Source organism: Acidovorax sp. M2(2025) (assembly GCF_049330835.1).
In the GTDB taxonomy this organism is placed as follows: Bacteria; Pseudomonadota; Gammaproteobacteria; order Burkholderiales; family Burkholderiaceae_C; genus Acidovorax.
On the sequence record NZ_CP186262.1, the window covers coordinates 3,187,738 to 3,204,191 of the forward strand.

Here is a 16,454-nt window from a genome sequence, read left to right on the forward strand (position 1 = left end):
CATGGCGCTGACGACGAGCCCCGCAAACGACCTGCCCCTGCTCAACACCTGGCAGCGCGGCTTTCCGCTGTGCCCCGCGCCGTTCGACGTGCTGGGCCAGGCACTAGGGCGCCCGGCGGGCGACGTGATCGTGGCCTGCCAGCGCCTGCAGGCGGCCGGTGTGCTCGGCCGCATCGGCGGCGTGTTTGCGCCCGGCGCGGGCGGTGCCGGCCTGCTGGCGGCCATGGCGGTGCCGCGCGATCGGCTGGAGGCCGTGGCCGCCGCCGTCTCGCGCCACCCGGGCGTGAGCCACAACTACGAACGCGAGAACGCACTGAACCTCTGGTTCGTGGCCACCGCCGCCACGCCGGCCGCGCTGGAACAGCTGCTGGCGCAGATCGAGCAGGACACGGGCCTGGCGGTGCTGCGCATGCCCATGCTGCAGCCCTACCGCATCGACCTGTCGTTTGACCTGGCGCAGCGCAGCGCCGCGGCCGGCGGCACCACCCGCGGCGCGGCGCTGCCCGTGGCCCCGCACGAAGCGGGCCTGGCGGCCCTGGCGGAGCAGGGCCTGCCACTGGTGTCGCGGCCCTTTGATGCCTGGGCCGAGGCGCTCGGCTGGCGCACGGAACACGTGCTGGACGCCCTGTCGCGCTGGCTGGCCCAGGGCACCCTGAGCCGCTTCGGCATGGTGGTGCGCCACCACGAGGTGGGCTACACCGCCAACGCCATGACCGTGTTCGACGTGCCGGACGACGAAGTGGACGCCTGCGGCGCGCGGCTGGCCTGCCAGCCCGGCGTGACCCTGGCCTACCGCCGCGCCCGCGCGGCGCAGTGGGGCTACAACCTGTACTGCATGGTGCACGGGCAGGAGCGCGGCGAAGTGCTGGCCCTGGTGCAGCAGGCCGCGCAGCGCGCCGGCATTGCCCACCACCGGCGCGAGGTGCTGTTCTCGCTGCGCCGCTTCACACAGCGCGGCCCGCGCCGCTTTGCCGCCGCCCCCGCCGCGCAGGAGGCCCCCCATGCTTAGACACGACCAGCTGCAACTGGTGGACTACCTGCACGGCGGCTTTCCGCTGGTGGACCGGCCCTTTGCCGCCGTGGGGCAGGCCCTGGGCTGGAGCGAGGACCAGGTCATCGAAAGCCTGCACCAGCTGCTCGCCAGCGGCGTGCTCACCCGCTTCGGGCCGCTGTTCCAGATCGAGCGCGCCGGCGGCCAGTTCATGCTGGCCGCACTGGCGGTACCGCCCGAGCGTTTTGACGACGTGGCAACCCTGGTGAACGCCCTGCCCGAGGTGGCCCACAACTACCGCCGCGACCACCCGCAGCTGAACATGTGGTTCGTGCTGGCTGCCGAGTCGGCCGAGGGCGTGGCCCGCGCCGCGCAGCGCATCGAGCAGGCCACGGGCCTGCCGGTGTTCCAGTTTCCCAAGGAGCACGAATACCGCGTGGAGCTGCGCCTGCCGCTGCTGCCCGCCGAAGGAGACCGCCATGGCCCTGGACGCCTTTGACCGCGCCCTCATCGCTGCCGTGCAAAGCGGCCTGCCCCTGGTGGCGCGCCCGTACGAAGCCGTGGGCGCCATGCTGGGGGTGGACGGCGAGCGCGTGCGCACGCGGCTCGCGGCCATGCTGGACGAGGGCCTGGTGCGCCGCATTGGCGCCGTGCCCAACCACTACCGCCTGGGCTTCACCGCCAACGGCATGAGCGTGTGGGACGTGGCGGACGACCAGGTGGATGCGCTGGCCCGCCAGGTGGCCCAGCTCACGGGCGTGAGCCACTGCTACCGCCGCACACGGCACCTGCCCGAGTGGCCCTACAACCTGTTCGCCATGCTGCACGGCCGCTCGCGCGATGAAGTGCAGCGCCAGGCGGATGTGGTGGCCGCATTGCTGGGCCCGGCGTGCCGCGCGCACGACATCCTCTACTCCACAGCCATCCTCAAAAAAACCGGCCTGCGCTTGAAAGGCACTAACGATGTTCAGGATTAGCCAATACCTGCGCGAAATCGCCGCCGCCGAGGCGGCCGGCGCCTACCCGGCGGTGCGCAGTCGCCCGCAGAAAGGCCCGCAGGGCCCCGTCGTGATCTGGAACCTGATCCGGCGCTGCAACCTCACCTGCAAACACTGCTACGCCCTCTCGGCCGACCACGACTACGCGGGCGAGCTGACGCGCGAAGAGGTGTTTGCGGTGATGCGCGACCTGCGCGCCTACGGCGTGCCGGTGCTCATCCTCTCCGGCGGCGAGCCGCTGATGCGGCCGGACCTCTTCGACATCGCCGCGCGGGCGCGGGACATGGGCTTCTACACCGGCCTGTCCACCAACGGCACGCTGATCGACGCGCCCCTGGCCGACCGCATTGCGGCCATGGGGTTCGACTACGTGGGCATCAGCCTGGACGGCCTGCGCGACACCCACGACCGCTTCCGGCGCATGCAAGGCGCGTTTGACCTCAGCCTGAACGCACTGAAGCTGCTGCGCGACCGCGGCGTGAAGGTGGGCATGCGCTTCACCATGACGGCGATGAACGCGCACGATCTGCCCGCCCTGCTGGCGCTGATGCGCGAGGAGCGCATCGACAAGTTCTACTTCTCGCACCTCAACTACGCCGGGCGCGGCAACATCCACCGCGGCAAGGACGCGCAGTTCCAGGCCACGCGCGCGGCGCTCACGCTGCTGTTCGAGCACGCCTGGGAGGCCGCGCAAGCGGGCCTGGCCGAGGAGTACGTAACGGGCAACAACGATGCCGACGGCCCCTTCCTGCTGCAGTGGGTGCAGGCGCACCTGCCGCAGTGGGCACCCGCGCTGGCGCAGCGCCTGACGGCGTGGGGCGGCAACGCCAGCGGCCTGAACGTTGCCAACATCGACAACCTGGGCCTGGTGCACCCGGACACCATGTGGTGGCACCACACGCTGGGCGACGTGCGCGAGCGGCCCTTCTCGGCCATCTGGAGCGACAAGTCGGACCCGCTGATGGCCGGGCTCAAGCAGCAGCCCCGGCCGGTGCAGGGCCGCTGCGCACAGTGCCGCTACCTGGCGCTGTGCGGCGGCAACACCCGGGTGCGCGCCCAGCAGCTCACCGGCAACCCCTGGGCCGAGGACCCGGGCTGCTACCTGGAAGACGAAGAGATCGGCGCACCAACCGCCGCCAGCAGCGCGCCGCACAGCCCGCGCCAGCGCATCACCATCCCCATCCGGGAGCAAGCCCATGCCTGACACCCCCGCAATGCCCCCGCGCCGCTGGCGCGCCTGGCTGGCCGGTGCGGGCCGCGCGGCCCTGGTCGCGGGCCTGTGCTGGATGGGCTGGGACCTGGCCCTGGCGCAGCAAGCTGGCCCGGGCACCCCTGCCAACGCCGCCATCGACGCCGCCGGCCTCTTTGCCACCCACTGCGCCAGCTGCCACGGCGCGCAGCGCACGGGCGGCATGGGCCCGGCCCTGCTGCCCGAAAGCCTGGCGCGGCTGCCCGCCGCCGAGGCGCTGCGCGTCATCGGCCAGGGCCGCACGGCCACGCAGATGCCCGCCTTTGCCGGCACGCTCTCGCCCGCCGAGATCCAGGCGCTGGGCGCCTTTGTACGCACCCCTGTCGTGCCCACGCCGCGCTGGACGGAGGCGGACATCCGCGCCTCGCGCGAGTTCCACCCCGCACCGGATGGCGAGCCGGCCACGCCGCTGTGGCAGGCCGACCCGATGAACCTGTTCGTGGTGGTGGAAGGCGGCGACCACCATGTGAGCCTGCTCGACGGCGACCGTCTGGAAGTCATCACCCGCTTTGCCAGCCGGTTTGCGCTGCACGGCGGGCCCAAGTTCTCGCCGGACGGCCGGTATGTGTACTTCGGCTCGCGCGACGGCTGGATCACCAAGTACGACCTGTACCGCCTGCGCGTGGTGGCCGAGGTGCGCGCAGGCCTCAACATGCGCAACGTGGCCGTGAGCGGCGACGGGCGCTGGGTGATGGCCGCCAACTACCTGCCGCACACGCTGGCCCTGTTCGACAGCGACCTGCAGCTGGTGCGCACGTATGACGCACGCACGCTGGACGGCAAGCTCAGCTCGCGCGTGTCGGCGGTGTACGACGCCGCGCCGCGCAAGAGCTTTGTGGTGGCGCTCAAGGACATTCCGGAGCTCTGGGAGATCTCGTACGACCCAGCCGCCGCCCCCATCCACGATGGGCTGGTGCACGACTACAAGATGGGCGAGGCCATTGCCAAGCCGGGCTACCTGGGCGTGCGCCGCACGCCGCTGGAGGAGCCGCTGGACGACTTCTTCTTCGACCAGAGCTACCGCCACGTGCTGGGCGCCACGCGCCCCAAGACGGCAGCCCCGGACAGCAAGGGAGCCCCCGCACCCGCCACCGCCCAGGTGGTGAACCTGGACGTGCGCCGCAAGATCGCCGACCTGCCGATTGCCGGCATGCCCCACCTCGGCTCCGGCATCACCTTTGCCTGGCAGGGCACCACCGTGCTGGGCTCGCCGAACCTGCAGGGCGGCAGCATCGACGTGATCGACATGACCACCTGGAAGCCCGTGGCCAGCATCCCCACGCCGGGGCCGGGCTTCTTCATGCGCAGCCATGAAAACACGCCCTACGCCTGGACGGATTCGATGATGAGCGCCACGGCCAAGGACACGCTCACCATCATCGACAAGGCCACGCTGCAACCCGTGGCCACCGTGCGCGAGCCGGGCAAGACCCTGGCGCACATCGAGTTCACCCGCGACGGCCGCCTGGCGCTGGCCAGCGTGTGGGAGATGCAGGGCGCCCTCATCGTGTACGACGCCGCCACGTTCAAGGAAGTCAAGCGCCTGCCCATGAGCAAGCCCGTGGGCAAGTACAACGTGTGGAACAAGATCACGCGCTCGGAAGGGACTTCGCATTGAGCGACGCGGCAATATTCCCCGACTCGGCCACGGCCGCACCGCCGCGCCTGGTGGGCGACCTGGTGGTGTGGCTGCTGGTGCTGGCCGAGCTGCTCACCTTCGGCATTCTGTTTGCCGCCTTTGCCTTTGCACGCCTGCGCGAACCCGGGCTGTTCGCGGCGGGCCAGGCCACGCTGGACCTGTCCACCGGCGCCACCAACACCGTGCTGCTCGTTTCCGCCAGCTGGTGCGCGGCGCGCAGCGTGCACGCCTTGCGGGCGGGCCGCTCGCGCCAGGGGGCGCGCTGGCTGCTGGGCGCGCTGGCGTGCGGCTGCGGCTTTCTGGTGTTCAAGAGCCTGGAGTACGCGCACAAGTGGCGCGAGGGCATCGACGTGGCCGAGAACACGTTCTACCTGCTGTACGTGATGCTCACGGGCTTTCACTTCCTGCACGCCGCCGTGGGCTGCATCATCTTTGCCGTGCTGTGGGCGCCCACGCGGCGCGGCGCCTACGGGCCGCAGCAGTGCCACGCACTGGAGACGGGCGCCGTGTTCTGGCACATGGTGGACCTGCTGTGGATGGTGCTGTTCCCGCTGGTCTATGTGCTGCGATGAGGCCCCGGATGAAACGCTTGCTCCACCGCACCAACGCCATCTGGCTGGCCCTGCTGGCCGCCACCGCCCTCACCACCTGGCTGGGCGAACACGCCGGCGCGCAAGGCCTGGGCGCCGGCGCGGCAGTGGTGGTGATGGCCCTGTCCGCCGGCAAGGGCTGCCTCATCGTGCTGGACTACATGGAGCTGCGCCACGCCCCGGCGCTGTGGCGCCGCCTGCTGCTGGGCTGGCTGGCCGCCGTGGTGCTGCTGGTGCTGGCGGCAACCCTGTGGCCGCGCTAGCCAGTCAGCCAGCGCCTGCACCGCAACTATCAAATCAATAGCTGCTTGCGCTTGCTGCACAAGCGCTGGAGGCCGTTTTTTCTTGAAATCCCCGCACAGCAAAACCGGGGGCAGCGGCGCATTCCTTGAACCGGTTCAAGGAAAAAAGCCGAGCAAATTGGGAGGATATAGCCGTCCATTTCAAGGAGGGCTTCGAATGAGCCAATCACACAGCGGGTTCACCAAGCAGATGGCCCGCAACATGTTCTACGGGGGCACGGTGTTCTTCGCCCTGCTGTTTGCCGCCATTGTGTTTGACAGCGAGCGCCGCATTCCGGAGCGCTCCAACGCCCAGGCCATCACCCCGGCCGTGGTGGCGGGCAAGAAGATCTGGGAGACGCGCAACTGCATCGGCTGCCACACCCTGCTGGGCGAAGGCGCGTACTTCGCGCCCGAGCTGGGCAACGTGGTCCAGCGCCGCGGCCCGGACTTCATCAAGGCGTGGATCAAGGCGCAGCCCACCGGCGCGCCCCACCGCCGCCAGATGCCGCAGTTCAACCTCACCGACCAGCAGCTCGATGACCTCGTGGAGTTCCTCAAGTGGACGGGCGAGATCAACACCGAGAAGTGGCCACCCAACATCGAAGGCTGAAGAGGGACCGACACCATGCACATTCCAACACTCAAGTACCAGAGCCAATCGGTCTCGAAGCTCTATTTCATCGCAGCCATGGCGCTGTTTGCCGGGCAGATCATCTTCGGCATCACGCTGGGCCTGCAGTACGTGATCGGCGACCTGTTCTTCCCCTACATCCCGTTCAACGTGGCGCGGATGGTGCACACCAACCTGCTCATCGTGTGGCTGCTGTTCGGCTTCATGGGCGCGGCCTACTACATGGTGCCCGAGGAGTCCGAGACCGAGCTGCACTCGCCGCTCTTGGCCAAGGTGCTGTTCTGGGTCTTCCTCGTGGCGGGCGCGCTCACCATCGTGGGCTACCTCACGGTGCCCTACGCCAAGCTCGCTGAATTGACGGGCAACGACCTGCTGCAGACCATGGGCCGCGAGTTCCTGGAGCAGCCGCTGCCGACCAAGGTCGGCATCGTGATCGTGGCGCTGGGCTTTCTCTACAACATCAGCATGACGGTGCTCAAGGGCCGCAAGACCTCCATCTCGCTGGTGCTGCTGATGGGCCTGTGGGGCCTGGCGCTGATGTTCCTGTTCAGCTTTGTGAACCCGCACAACCTGGTGCGCGACAAGATGTACTGGTGGTTCGTGGTGCACCTGTGGGTGGAAGGCGTGTGGGAGCTGATCCTGGGCTCGCTGCTGGCCTACGTGCTGGTCAAGACCACGGGCGTGGACCGTGAGGTGATCGACAAGTGGCTGTACGTGATCATCGCCTTTGCGCTGATGACCGGCATCCTGGGCACGGGCCACCACTTCTACTTCATCGGCCTGCCCGGCTACTGGCACTGGATCGGCAGCATCTTCAGCGCCATGGAGCCCATTCCCTTCTTCATGATGACGGTGTTCGCCTTCAACATGGTGCAGCGCCGCCGCCGCGACCACCCCAACCAGGCCGCCGTACTGTGGGCCGTGGGCACCGCCGTGCTGGGCTTCCTGGGTGCTGGGCTGTGGGGCTTCATCCACACGCTGAGCGCCGTGAACTACTACACCCACGGCTCGCAGGTCACCGCCGCGCACGGCCACCTGGCCTTCTACGGCGCCTATGTGCTCGTGGTCATCACGCTCATCAGCTATGCCATGCCCACGCTGCGCGGCCGCATCGCCAACAGCACAAAGGCCCAGGCCGCCGAGATGTGGAGCTTCTGGATCATGAGCATCGGCATGGCTGTGATGGTGCTGGCGCTCACCGGCGCAGGCATCCTGCAGGTGTGGCTGCAGCGCATTCCTGAAACGAACGCCATGAGTTTCATGGCCACGCAGGACCAGCTCACCGTCTTCTACTGGGTGCGCATTGGCGGTGGCGTGACCTTCCTGCTGGGCCAGCTGCTGTACTTCACCAGCTTCTTCATCGGCGGCGACCCCGTGACCGAAGAAGCCCGCACGGGCACCGGCACCAGCGGCAGCGGCAACCGCCGCACCCTGCGCGCTGCCTGAGGCCGCGCCGCGGAGACCGCCATGGACCACAGCGAACTGCACCGCATCGCCGCCGCCGCCCTGCCCTTCTATGCCGAACAGGGCGGCGAGGCCGCGCTGTTCGAGCATGCCTGGCGCCAGCGCCTGCCGCTGCTCATCAAGGGCCCCACGGGCTGCGGCAAGACGCGCTTTGTCGAGCACATGGCCGCCCGCCTGGGGCGGCCGCTCATCACGGTGAGCTGCCATGACGACTTGGCCGCCGCCGACCTGGTGGGCCGGCACCTGCTGGGCACACAGGGCACCCTGTGGGCCGACGGGCCGCTGGCGCGCGCCGTGCGCCAGGGCGCCATCTGTTACCTGGACGAGGTGGTGGAAGCCCGCAAGGACACCACCGTGGTGCTGCACCCGCTGGCCGACGACCGGCGCGTGCTGCCCATCGAGCGCACCGGCGAACAGCTCGTGGCGCCGCCCGAGTTCATGCTGGTGATCTCGTACAACCCGGGCTACCAGAGCCTGCTCAAGAGCCTGAAGCCCAGCACCCGCCAGCGCTTTATCGCGCTGACGCTGGGCTACCCTGCCCCGGCGGTCGAGGAAGCCATCCTGCGCACCGAGGCGGGCGCCAGCCCCCACCTGGCCGCCACGCTGGTGCGCCTGGGCACCGCCCTGCGCCAGCTGACAGACCAGGACCTGGAAGAAACCGCCAGCACCCGGCTGCTGGTGATGGCCGCGCGGCTGGCCGTCTCCGGCGTGCCGCTGCCGGCCGCCTGCCGCGCCGCCATCGTGGATGCGCTCACGGACGACGCCGATACCGCCGCGGCGCTGTGCGAGGTGGTGCAGGCCCTCATCGGCTGAGCACCCCGTCGCCGCTTCATGCCCGCGCCCCATGCAACGCCAGCGCCGCACGTTCCAGATCGCATTCTTCGCGCTGTTCCTGCTGGCGCCAGCGCTGAACCTGCTGCGCTTTGATGTCACCGAGGTCCAGCTCTGGGTGCTGGGCCAGCGCTGGACCCTGGGCATCGACGACTTCCGCCAGGGGCTGATCGGCCCCGGCGACATGGCCCTGCGGCTCTTTTTGCGGGCGCTGCTGCCGGCCCTGGCCCTGGTGGGCGGCTTCCTGGCCGTGGCGTGGCGCTATGGGCGCCTGTACTGCGGCTGGCTGTGCCCGCATTTCTCGCTGGTGGAGCTGCTCAACCACGTGCTGCAAAAGGCCTGCGGCCGCCTGTCGCTGTGGGACCGCAAGCCCACGCCGCGCCAGGGCCTTAGCCCCCGGCGCCGCTGGTGGCCGGTATTCGTGCTGCTCTCGGTGCTGATGGGCTTTGTGTGGGCCCTCACCCTGCTCACCTACCTGCTGCCGCCGGCCGATGTATGGGGCCGGCTGGTCACGGGCACCTCTACCCCGGGGCAGCTGCGGTTCCTCGTGGCGGGCACCGTGGTCTTCAGCGCCGAATTCCTGTTGGCACGGCACCTGTTTTGCCGCTTCGGCTGCGCCGTGGGCCTGTTCCAGAGCCTGGTGTGGATGGCCAACCCGCGCGGCCGGGTGGTGGGCTTTGCGCGCGATGCCGGGCGCCAGGCTGCAACGCGCACCCAGCCTACTGCCACAGGGCTGGAACCGGCCATCCCCGCCCACTGCCGCAGCTGCGATGCGCCGCACGGCAATGCCTGCGACCGCGCCTGCCCCATGCACCTGCCGCCGCGCCAGTTCAAGCGGCGCAAGTTCTCGTGCGTCCAATGCGGGCTGTGCGTGCAGTCCTGCGAGGCATCCCAGGCCGCGCAGCAGCGCGAGCCCCTGCTGCAGTGGAGCATCGGCATCGATGCCCTGCGCGAGTCGCTGCAGACCCGGCTCGGCGTGGCGCTGGCCGAGCCCAAGGCCGCGCCATCGCCCTCCGGAGCTTCCCGCAACACGGGCGTGCCCCCCTGCGCCGCACCTGCGGCACCCCATGCGGCCCACGCCGCGGAGCACTGACATGGAAGAGTGGATCGGCCAGCAATGGCACCGCCTCGTCACCCGCTGGGCCGAGCCCGGCCACGCCGCTGCTGCGGTGTCGCTCGATGAAATGCGCAAGCCGCTGGGCCTGCTGCTGCGCTGCGGCGGCGGCCCGGCGGGCATGCGCATCGGCCCCGCCGCCGCCCGCAGCCACGGCGGCCCGCGCGGCTGGGCGCAGCGCGTGGCCGGCAGCGGCACCCGTGCGGCCCTGCCGGAGCTGCACAGCGACCTGCTGGCCCTGCCGCCCTCGGTGGCGGTGTTTGCAGACAAGGCGCTGAATCGATCGCTCTACCTCTGGCTCGCCGCCCTGGCCTCGCAGTGGGGCACTGCGAACCCGCCGCAGGGCAGCGGCTGGCTGGGGCACAACCTGGCCGCCGCACGCGCGACGCTCGCCACCTTTCCGGGCCTGGCCGGCCCCTACGCGCAGCTCCGCCAGGCCCAGCTGGCGCTGCGGCCTGCGCTCGCCACGCTGCGCGGGCCCGCCGCCGAGGCCGAGGGCTGGGTGCAGCGCGCCTTGCGGGGTGCGCTGGAAGACCTCTTGCCATCGGGCCCGCTCTGGCCCGCAGGGCTCGGCCCCGCCGCCGTGGCGCCCGTGTGGCTGTGGCTCGACGGCGGCGACGGCACGGCGGGCGAGTCCCCTGCCGTGCGCAAGGCGCAACCGCCCGCACCGCAGGCCGCGCCCGACGCTGCGGCAACGCCTGCGCCGGAAGACCGCACGCGCCGCAAGGCCGAGCGCGTGCGCGACGAGCGCCACGCCGCGCCGCTGATGCTGTTCTTCCGCGCCGAATCCATCCTCTCCTGGGGCGAGTTCACCAAGGTGCAGCGCGCCGACGACGACAGCGACGACGGCAACGCGCTGGAGGCCGCGCGCGACATGGACGTGCTCGCCATCGCCGACGACCCGGGCAATGCCAGCCGCCTGGCGGCGCGCGTGCGCTTCGACCTGGACCTGCCCAGCGCTGCGGCCGACGACGTGGCCCTGGGCCCCGGCCAGCACCTGCCCGAGTGGGACTGGAAGGCCGGCGTGCTGCGCCCCGCGCACTGCGCCGTGCAATGCCGCGTGGCGCGCGACGCGGCACCGTTCACGCCCGGCGCGCAGTTGCGCACCACCGTGCGCCAGGTGCGCCGCCGCCTGGAAGTGCTGCGCGCAGCCCCCTTGCGCGCGCACGCCCAGGCGGACGGCGATGAACTGGACCTGGACGCCTGGGTGCGCCATGCCGCCGACGCGGCCGCCTGGCGCAGCGAATCGCCCGCCGTGTGGCAGCGGCGCGTGCGGGCCGAGCGCAGCCTGGCCACCCTGCTGCTGGCGGACCTGTCGCTCTCCACCGACGCGCACGTGGCCGGCACGGGCCAGCCCATGCGCGTGGTGGACGTGATCCGCGATGCGCTGTATGTGTTTGGCGAGGCGCTGGCCGCGGGCGGCGACACCTTCGAGATGCTGGGCTTCAGCTCCGTGCGACGCCAGAACGTGCGCATCCAGCACCTCAAGGGCTTTGGCGAAGCCTGGACGGCCACCGCCCGGGCCCGGGTGGGCGCCATCAAGCCCGGCTACTACACGCGCATGGGCGCCGCCATCCGCCACGCCACGGCACGCCTGGCCGCGCGGCCCGAGCGCCAGCGCCTGCTGCTGCTGCTGACCGACGGCAAGCCCAACGACCTGGACGTGTACGAGGGCCGCTACGGGCTGGAAGACACGCGCCACGCCGTGCAGGAGGCGCGCGCTCAGGGCCTCACGCCGTTTGCCGTCACCATTGACGACGCGGGCCACGACTACCTGCCCTACCTCTTCGGCCAGCAAGGCTATGCCCTGGTGCACCGCCCGCGCGACTTGGCGCAGCGGCTGGCCGCCGTGTACAGCCAGATCACCCGGCAGTAGGAATGCAAAGTCAGCACAGGACGTTTATTGACCGAGGTCATGAAGATGCATGCAACATTCCTGTTTAATGGCGCATTCCTTCACCCACCCGCGAGCCTGCGCCATGGACATTCGGCAGTTCGACATTCCCCGCTACCTCTCGGCCCTGCCGCTGTTCCAGGAATCCACCCCCGAGGAACTGGGGCGCCTGGCCACCGGCTGCCGGCTGCGGCGGTTCGCGCGCGGAGACAGCATCTTCCGCGTGGGCACGCCGTGCGAGGAGTTCCACGTCACCGTGCTGGGCCAGGTCAAGCTGTTTGCCCTCTCGCCCGCCGGGCAGGAGAAGGTGATCGAGCTGGTGGGCCCCGGCATGAGCTTTGCCGAAGCCCTGATGTTCACCGGCAAGCCCTACATCATCAACGCGCAGGCGCTGGCCGACACCCTGCTGCTGAGCGTGGACAAGGCCACCGTGGAGCGCGAGATCCAGGCCGACCCACGCTTTGCCATGCGCATGCTGGCGGGCATCTCGCGCCGGCTGCACGGCCTGGTGCATGACGTGCAGACCTACACGCTGCACAGCGGCATGCAGCGCGTCATCAGCTACCTGCTGCACGAGCTGCCCGAGGGCGCGAGCGACGCCGCCGCCATGGCGCTGGCCTGCGCGGGCCACGGGCAGCGGCACGGCCCCGGGGGCCAGAGCATCACGCTGCCGGTGAGCAAGGCCACCATTGCCTCGCGCCTGTCGCTCACGCCCGAGTACTTTTCGCGCGTGCTGCACGAGCTGGAAGACGCCGGCCTGATCCGCATGGACAAGCGCGACATCCACATCCCCGACGCCGCGCGGCTGGCCGAGCACACCTGGGCCGAGCCCGGCGCCCGCCGCGCAGCGCCCCTGGTGCAGGCCGCGGCTGCAGCCGCCGCATAAGCTCATCACGAAGGATTGGATGGCCCCGCCGCCATCCGGTGCAAGAATGGCCCCGCTGCGGCATCCGCCGCACCCTCCATTCAACCTGAGAAGGACCCTTGCACCATGAAGATCGAGACCCTGGCCGTCCACGCTGGCTACAGCCCCGACCCCACCACCAAGGCGGTGGCCGTGCCCATCTACCAGACAGTGGCCTATGCCTTCGACAGCGCCCAGCACGGCGCGGACCTGTTCGACCTGAAGGTGCCGGGCAACATCTACACCCGCATCATGAACCCCACGACCGACGTGCTGGAAAAGCGCGTCGCGGCGCTGGAAGGCGGCATTGCCGCGCTGGCCGTGGCCTCGGGCATGGCTGCCATCACCTACGCCATCCAGACCATTGCCGAAGCGGGCGACAACATCGTGTCGGCCAGCACGCTCTATGGCGGCACGTACAACCTGTTTGCCCACACGCTGCCGCAGCAGGGCATCACCACCCGCTTTGCCGACCCGCGCGACCCGGCCAGCTTTGCGCAGCACATCGACGCGCGCACCAAGGCGATCTTTGTCGAATCCATCGGCAACCCGCTGGGCAACGTGACCGACATCGCGGCCATTGCCAAGGTGGCGCACGACCACGGCGTGCCGCTGATCGTGGACAACACGGTGCCCAGCCCCTACCTGCTGCGCCCCATCGAGCACGGTGCCGACATCGTGGTGCACTCGCTCACCAAGTACCTGGGCGGCCACGGCAACAGCGTGGGCGGCGCGATCGTGGACAGCGGCAAGTTCCCGTGGGCGGAGCACAAGGCGCGCTTCCCGCGACTGAACGAGCCCGACGTGAGCTACCACGGCGTGGTCTACACCGAAGCCCTGGGCCCCGCCGCGTTCATCGGCCGCGCGCGCGTGGTGCCGCTGCGCAACATGGGCGCCACGCTGGCCCCGCTCAACGCCTTCCTGATCCTGCAAGGCATCGAGACGCTGGCCCTGCGCATGGACCGCATCTGCGACAACACGCTGGCGCTGGCGCAATACCTGCAAAGCCATCCCAAGGTGGAATGGGTGCGCTACGCCGGCCTGCCGGACCACCCCGACCACGCCATCGTGCAGCGCCAGCTGGGCGGCCGCGCCTCGGGCATCCTGAGCTTCGGCCTCAAGGGCAGCGACGCCGACCCGCGCGCGGCCGGGGCGCGCTTCCTGGATGCGCTGCAGCTCTTCACGCGCCTGGTGAACATCGGCGATGCCAAGTCGCTGGCCACGCACCCCGCCTCCACCACGCACCGCCAGCTCAACCCCGAGGAACTGGCCAAGGCCGGCGTGAGCGAGAGCATGGTACGCCTGTCCGTGGGCATCGAGCACATCGACGACCTGCGGGCCGACCTGGCGCAGGCGCTGGAGAAGGTGTGAGCCGCTGAACCACCCTGGGCGCGCTACGGGGTTTGAAGTCTTTTTTTGCCTCTAGCGCGCTCCCACAAAGCGCAAGCAGCTATTAAAACAATAGCAATTCAGACATCGCGCGCCAGCCGGATGCCCGTGAACTGCCACCGCGCCGTGGCCGGGAAGAAGTTGCGGTAGGTGGCGCGCGCATGCCCCGGCGGCGTGGCGCACGAGCTGCCGCGCAGCACGTACTGGTTGACCATGAACTTGCCGTTGTACTCGCCCACGGCACCGGCGGCCGGGCGGAACCCCGGGTACGGGGCGTAGCTGGACTGCGTCCATTGCCAGGCCGCGCCAAAGAGCTGGTGCAGCGCCCCGCCCGCAGGGCCGCTGCGGGCCGCTGCGTGCTCCCATTCGGCCTCGGTGGGCAGCCGTGCGCCCGCCCAGCGGGCATAGGCATCGGCCTCGTAGTACGACAAGTGCACCACGGGCCGCTCGGCCTGCAGGGGCTGCGCCCCGCCCAGCGTGAACACCTGCCACGCCGCGCCCGGCCCGCGCTGCCAGTACAAGGGGTGCTCCAGCCCCTGGGCCGTGCGCCAGTCCCAGCCCTCCGCGAGCCAATGGGCGGGGTCCTGGTAGCCCCCTGCTTCCACGAACGCCCGGTACTCGGCCTGGGTGACCAGGCGGGAGGCCAGCGCGTAAGGCTGCAGGTACACCCGGTGGCGCGGGCCTTCGTTGTCAAAGGCAAACCCCTCGCCGGCATGGCCGGTGTCGACCAACCCGCCGTCCCACGCGGTCCATTCCAGCGCACCCGGGGCGGACGGCACCTGCGGCGCCTCCGGGCTTGCGGCATAGGCCGGCAGCAGCGGGTTGCACGACAGCAGGTGCAGCACGTCGGTGAGCAGCAGCTCCTGGTGCTGCTGCTCGTGCTGCAGGCCCAGCTCGACCAGCGCGCACAGGCTGGCGTCGCGGGCCACGCGGGGCGTCAGGCGCGCCATGCGGGCGTCCACGTCGGCCCGGTAGGCCAGCACCTCCTGCAGCCCGGGCCGCGTGAGCAGGCCCCGTTGCGGGCGCGGGTGCTTGGCCCCCACGCCGTTGTAGTACGAGTTGAACAGCACGCGAAAAGCGGGCGCAAACGGCACAAAGCCGGGCTCGTGGGCTTCAAGCACGAAGGTTTCAAAAAACCAGGTGGTGTGCGCCAGGTGCCATTTGGCCGGGCTCGCGTCGGGCATGGACTGGGCGCAGCAGTCCTCCGCCGACAAGGGCTGGACCAGGGCAAGCGAGCGGCCGCGCACGGCGGCGTAGCGGGAGGGCAGATCGGTCTCGGTCATGGGTAGCGGCGGCTCACGGGCGGGCATGGACCACGGCAAACCAGCCGCGCTCGTCGGTCCACGCCTGCGCCTGCGAGAACCCGGCGCGGGCCAGCATGCCGGTGAACACGGGCAAGGGGTATTTGTAGCTGTTTTCGGTGTGGATGCGCTCGCCCCGCTCAAAGAAGCGCCCGCCCCCGGACCAGCGCACCTGCAGGTCTTCGCGGGCTTCCAGGTGCATCTCGATGCGCGAATCCCGGGCATTGAAGAACGCACGGTGCAGCCACTGGTCCGTGTCGAAATCGCTGCCGATGAGCCGGTTGATGTGCCGCAGCATGTTGCGGTTGAACTCGGCGGTCACCCCGGCCGCGTCGTCGTAGGCGGCTTCCAGCACGGCGACGTCCTTGGGCAGGTCGATGCCGATCAGCAGGCCGCCGTCCGCATCGACCAGCTCGCGCATGTGGGTGAGCAGTTCCACCGCCTGGGGCGGGTCGAAATTGCCGATGGACGACCCGGGGTAGAAGATCAGGCGCCCGGCGCGCGGAATGTCGCGGGGCAGGTCCACGCCCTGGGTCAGGTCCCCGGCCAGCGCACGCGCATCCAGGCCGGGAAGCGCCGCGCGCAGCCCGGCCACGGCCTCTTCCAGGAAGTCGTCGGAGATGTCCACCCCCACGAAGCAGGCCGGCCGGATCAGCGCGCACAGCGCCCGGGCCTTCTGGCAGTTGCCCGCGCCCAGCTCCACCAGGACGCGCCCCGGCCCCACGGCGCGCGCAATGGCCTGCGCATGCTGGCGCATGAGCGCGGTTTCGGTGCGGGTGGGGTAGTACTCGGGCAAGCGGGTGATGGCCTCGAACAGTTCGGAGCCCCGCTGGTCGTAGAAGTACTTGGGGGAGATGTGTGCGGGCCGCCGGGCAAGCCCGTGCGTGATGTCGGTATAGCGAGGCAGGAGCATGGGTGGTCAAGCGCCGTGTCAAGCGGCGGGGTGGTCATCGGAGATCAACGGCGCCAGCGGCACGCCGTGCCACCGCGGCCATTGTGCGGGATTTGCCCCGTGCCCGCTTGTAGGCCAATGCCCAGTGTCGGCCCTAAGAACGTGTTGACGATCTCGCAGGGGATCGCGTTGGAGCGCAATCGGGATGAGTGGATGCTTCGGTTGCGCCGCATGGGCTCGTGCCCATGCAAGCAGCCGGGGCGTCCAATCGCCCGATTTCGCT

16 protein-coding genes are annotated in these 16,454 nt (G+C 70.2%); 14 read left to right on the plus strand and 2 right to left on the minus strand.

Annotation, left to right across the window (positions count from 1 at the left end):
- The first annotated feature begins 1 nt into the window (after position 1).
- The 14 genes from ACOYR3_RS14795 to ACOYR3_RS14860 all read left to right on the plus strand — a co-directional run bounded on the left by ACOYR3_RS14795 (position 2) and on the right by ACOYR3_RS14860 (position 13,960).
- On the plus strand, positions 2-1,009 hold the full coding sequence (locus tag ACOYR3_RS14795) for an Lrp/AsnC family transcriptional regulator (protein ID WP_422843119.1): 1,008 nt from the start codon (positions 2-4) through the stop codon (positions 1,007-1,009).
- Complete coding sequence (locus tag ACOYR3_RS14800) at positions 1,002-1,490, plus strand: Lrp/AsnC family transcriptional regulator (RefSeq protein ID WP_422843120.1); 489 nt, start codon at positions 1,002-1,004, stop codon at positions 1,488-1,490. Before ACOYR3_RS14795 ends, ACOYR3_RS14800 begins: the two co-directional genes overlap by 8 nt.
- Positions 1,471-1,968, plus strand: a complete 498-nt coding sequence (locus tag ACOYR3_RS14805; protein ID WP_422843121.1) for an Lrp/AsnC family transcriptional regulator — start codon at positions 1,471-1,473, stop codon at positions 1,966-1,968. Before ACOYR3_RS14800 ends, ACOYR3_RS14805 begins: the two co-directional genes overlap by 20 nt.
- Positions 1,955-3,193, plus strand: coding sequence for a heme d1 biosynthesis radical SAM protein NirJ (gene nirJ / locus ACOYR3_RS14810; protein WP_422843122.1), 1,239 nt, complete (start codon positions 1,955-1,957; stop codon positions 3,191-3,193). Before ACOYR3_RS14805 ends, nirJ begins: the two co-directional genes overlap by 14 nt.
- On the plus strand, positions 3,186-4,856 hold the full coding sequence (locus tag ACOYR3_RS14815; protein WP_422843123.1) for a cytochrome D1 domain-containing protein: 1,671 nt from the start codon (positions 3,186-3,188) through the stop codon (positions 4,854-4,856). Before nirJ ends, ACOYR3_RS14815 begins: the two co-directional genes overlap by 8 nt.
- A complete protein-coding gene (locus tag ACOYR3_RS14820; protein WP_422843124.1) occupies positions 4,853-5,449 on the plus strand; it encodes a cytochrome c oxidase subunit 3 family protein in 597 nt (198 codons plus the stop codon). The genes ACOYR3_RS14815 and ACOYR3_RS14820 overlap by 4 nt, the downstream gene beginning before the upstream one ends.
- 8 nt (positions 5,450-5,457) lie before the next feature.
- On the plus strand, positions 5,458-5,730 hold the full coding sequence (locus ACOYR3_RS14825) for a cytochrome C oxidase subunit IV family protein (protein ID WP_422843125.1): 273 nt from the start codon (positions 5,458-5,460) through the stop codon (positions 5,728-5,730).
- A gap of 196 nt (positions 5,731-5,926) precedes the next feature.
- On the plus strand, positions 5,927-6,361 hold the full coding sequence (locus tag ACOYR3_RS14830) for a c-type cytochrome (protein ID WP_291489059.1): 435 nt from the start codon (positions 5,927-5,929) through the stop codon (positions 6,359-6,361).
- A 15-nt stretch (positions 6,362-6,376) separates the two neighbouring features.
- Positions 6,377-7,828 (plus strand): cbb3-type cytochrome c oxidase subunit I, encoded by a 1,452-nt coding sequence (locus ACOYR3_RS14835; RefSeq protein WP_422843126.1) that lies wholly within the window; start codon positions 6,377-6,379, stop codon positions 7,826-7,828.
- Between the two features lie 21 nt (positions 7,829-7,849).
- On the plus strand, positions 7,850-8,659 hold the full coding sequence (locus tag ACOYR3_RS14840; RefSeq protein WP_422843127.1) for a CbbQ/NirQ/NorQ/GpvN family protein: 810 nt from the start codon (positions 7,850-7,852) through the stop codon (positions 8,657-8,659).
- A gap of 31 nt (positions 8,660-8,690) precedes the next feature.
- The gene (locus ACOYR3_RS14845) at positions 8,691-9,770 is read left to right on the plus strand and encodes a 4Fe-4S binding protein (RefSeq protein WP_422843128.1); all 1,080 of its coding nucleotides are present in this window, start codon (positions 8,691-8,693) and stop codon (positions 9,768-9,770) included.
- 1 nt (position 9,771) lies between these two features.
- On the plus strand, positions 9,772-11,667 hold the full coding sequence (locus ACOYR3_RS14850) for a nitric oxide reductase activation protein NorD (RefSeq protein WP_422843129.1): 1,896 nt from the start codon (positions 9,772-9,774) through the stop codon (positions 11,665-11,667).
- A 103-nt stretch (positions 11,668-11,770) separates the two neighbouring features.
- Positions 11,771-12,571, plus strand: coding sequence for a Crp/Fnr family transcriptional regulator (locus ACOYR3_RS14855; RefSeq protein WP_422843130.1), 801 nt, complete (start codon positions 11,771-11,773; stop codon positions 12,569-12,571).
- A gap of 105 nt (positions 12,572-12,676) precedes the next feature.
- On the plus strand, positions 12,677-13,960 hold the full coding sequence (locus ACOYR3_RS14860) for an O-acetylhomoserine aminocarboxypropyltransferase/cysteine synthase family protein (RefSeq protein WP_422843131.1): 1,284 nt from the start codon (positions 12,677-12,679) through the stop codon (positions 13,958-13,960).
- Between the two features lie 98 nt (positions 13,961-14,058).
- On the opposite strand, the gene egtB is transcribed toward ACOYR3_RS14860, so the two are convergent.
- Together egtB and egtD are read right to left on the minus strand one after the other, a co-directional pair.
- Positions 14,059-15,261 (minus strand): ergothioneine biosynthesis protein EgtB, encoded by a 1,203-nt coding sequence (gene egtB / locus ACOYR3_RS14865; protein ID WP_422843132.1) that lies wholly within the window; start codon positions 15,259-15,261, stop codon positions 14,059-14,061.
- Between the two features lie 13 nt (positions 15,262-15,274).
- On the minus strand, positions 15,275-16,192 hold the full coding sequence (gene egtD, locus ACOYR3_RS14870; RefSeq protein WP_422843133.1) for an L-histidine N(alpha)-methyltransferase: 918 nt from the start codon (positions 16,190-16,192) through the stop codon (positions 15,275-15,277).
- Between the last annotated feature and the right edge of the window lie 262 nt (positions 16,193-16,454).

Coding starts and splice junctions, on each gene's coding strand:
- ACOYR3_RS14795 (WP_422843119.1), top strand. CDS start 2: ATGGCGCTGACGACGAGCCCCGCAAACGACCTGCCCCTGCTCAACACC.
- ACOYR3_RS14800 (WP_422843120.1), top strand. CDS start 1,002: ATGCTTAGACACGACCAGCTGCAACTGGTGGACTACCTGCACGGCGGC.
- ACOYR3_RS14805 (WP_422843121.1), top strand. CDS start 1,471: ATGGCCCTGGACGCCTTTGACCGCGCCCTCATCGCTGCCGTGCAAAGC.
- nirJ (WP_422843122.1), top strand. CDS start 1,955: ATGTTCAGGATTAGCCAATACCTGCGCGAAATCGCCGCCGCCGAGGCG.
- ACOYR3_RS14815 (WP_422843123.1), top strand. CDS start 3,186: ATGCCTGACACCCCCGCAATGCCCCCGCGCCGCTGGCGCGCCTGGCTG.
- ACOYR3_RS14825 (WP_422843125.1), top strand. CDS start 5,458: ATGAAACGCTTGCTCCACCGCACCAACGCCATCTGGCTGGCCCTGCTG.
- ACOYR3_RS14830 (WP_291489059.1), top strand. CDS start 5,927: ATGAGCCAATCACACAGCGGGTTCACCAAGCAGATGGCCCGCAACATG.
- ACOYR3_RS14835 (WP_422843126.1), top strand. CDS start 6,377: ATGCACATTCCAACACTCAAGTACCAGAGCCAATCGGTCTCGAAGCTC.
- ACOYR3_RS14840 (WP_422843127.1), top strand. CDS start 7,850: ATGGACCACAGCGAACTGCACCGCATCGCCGCCGCCGCCCTGCCCTTC.
- ACOYR3_RS14845 (WP_422843128.1), top strand. CDS start 8,691: ATGCAACGCCAGCGCCGCACGTTCCAGATCGCATTCTTCGCGCTGTTC.
- ACOYR3_RS14850 (WP_422843129.1), top strand. CDS start 9,772: ATGGAAGAGTGGATCGGCCAGCAATGGCACCGCCTCGTCACCCGCTGG.
- ACOYR3_RS14855 (WP_422843130.1), top strand. CDS start 11,771: ATGGACATTCGGCAGTTCGACATTCCCCGCTACCTCTCGGCCCTGCCG.
- ACOYR3_RS14860 (WP_422843131.1), top strand. CDS start 12,677: ATGAAGATCGAGACCCTGGCCGTCCACGCTGGCTACAGCCCCGACCCC.
- egtB (WP_422843132.1), bottom strand. CDS start 15,261: ATGACCGAGACCGATCTGCCCTCCCGCTACGCCGCCGTGCGCGGCCGC.
- egtD (WP_422843133.1), bottom strand. CDS start 16,192: ATGCTCCTGCCTCGCTATACCGACATCACGCACGGGCTTGCCCGGCGG.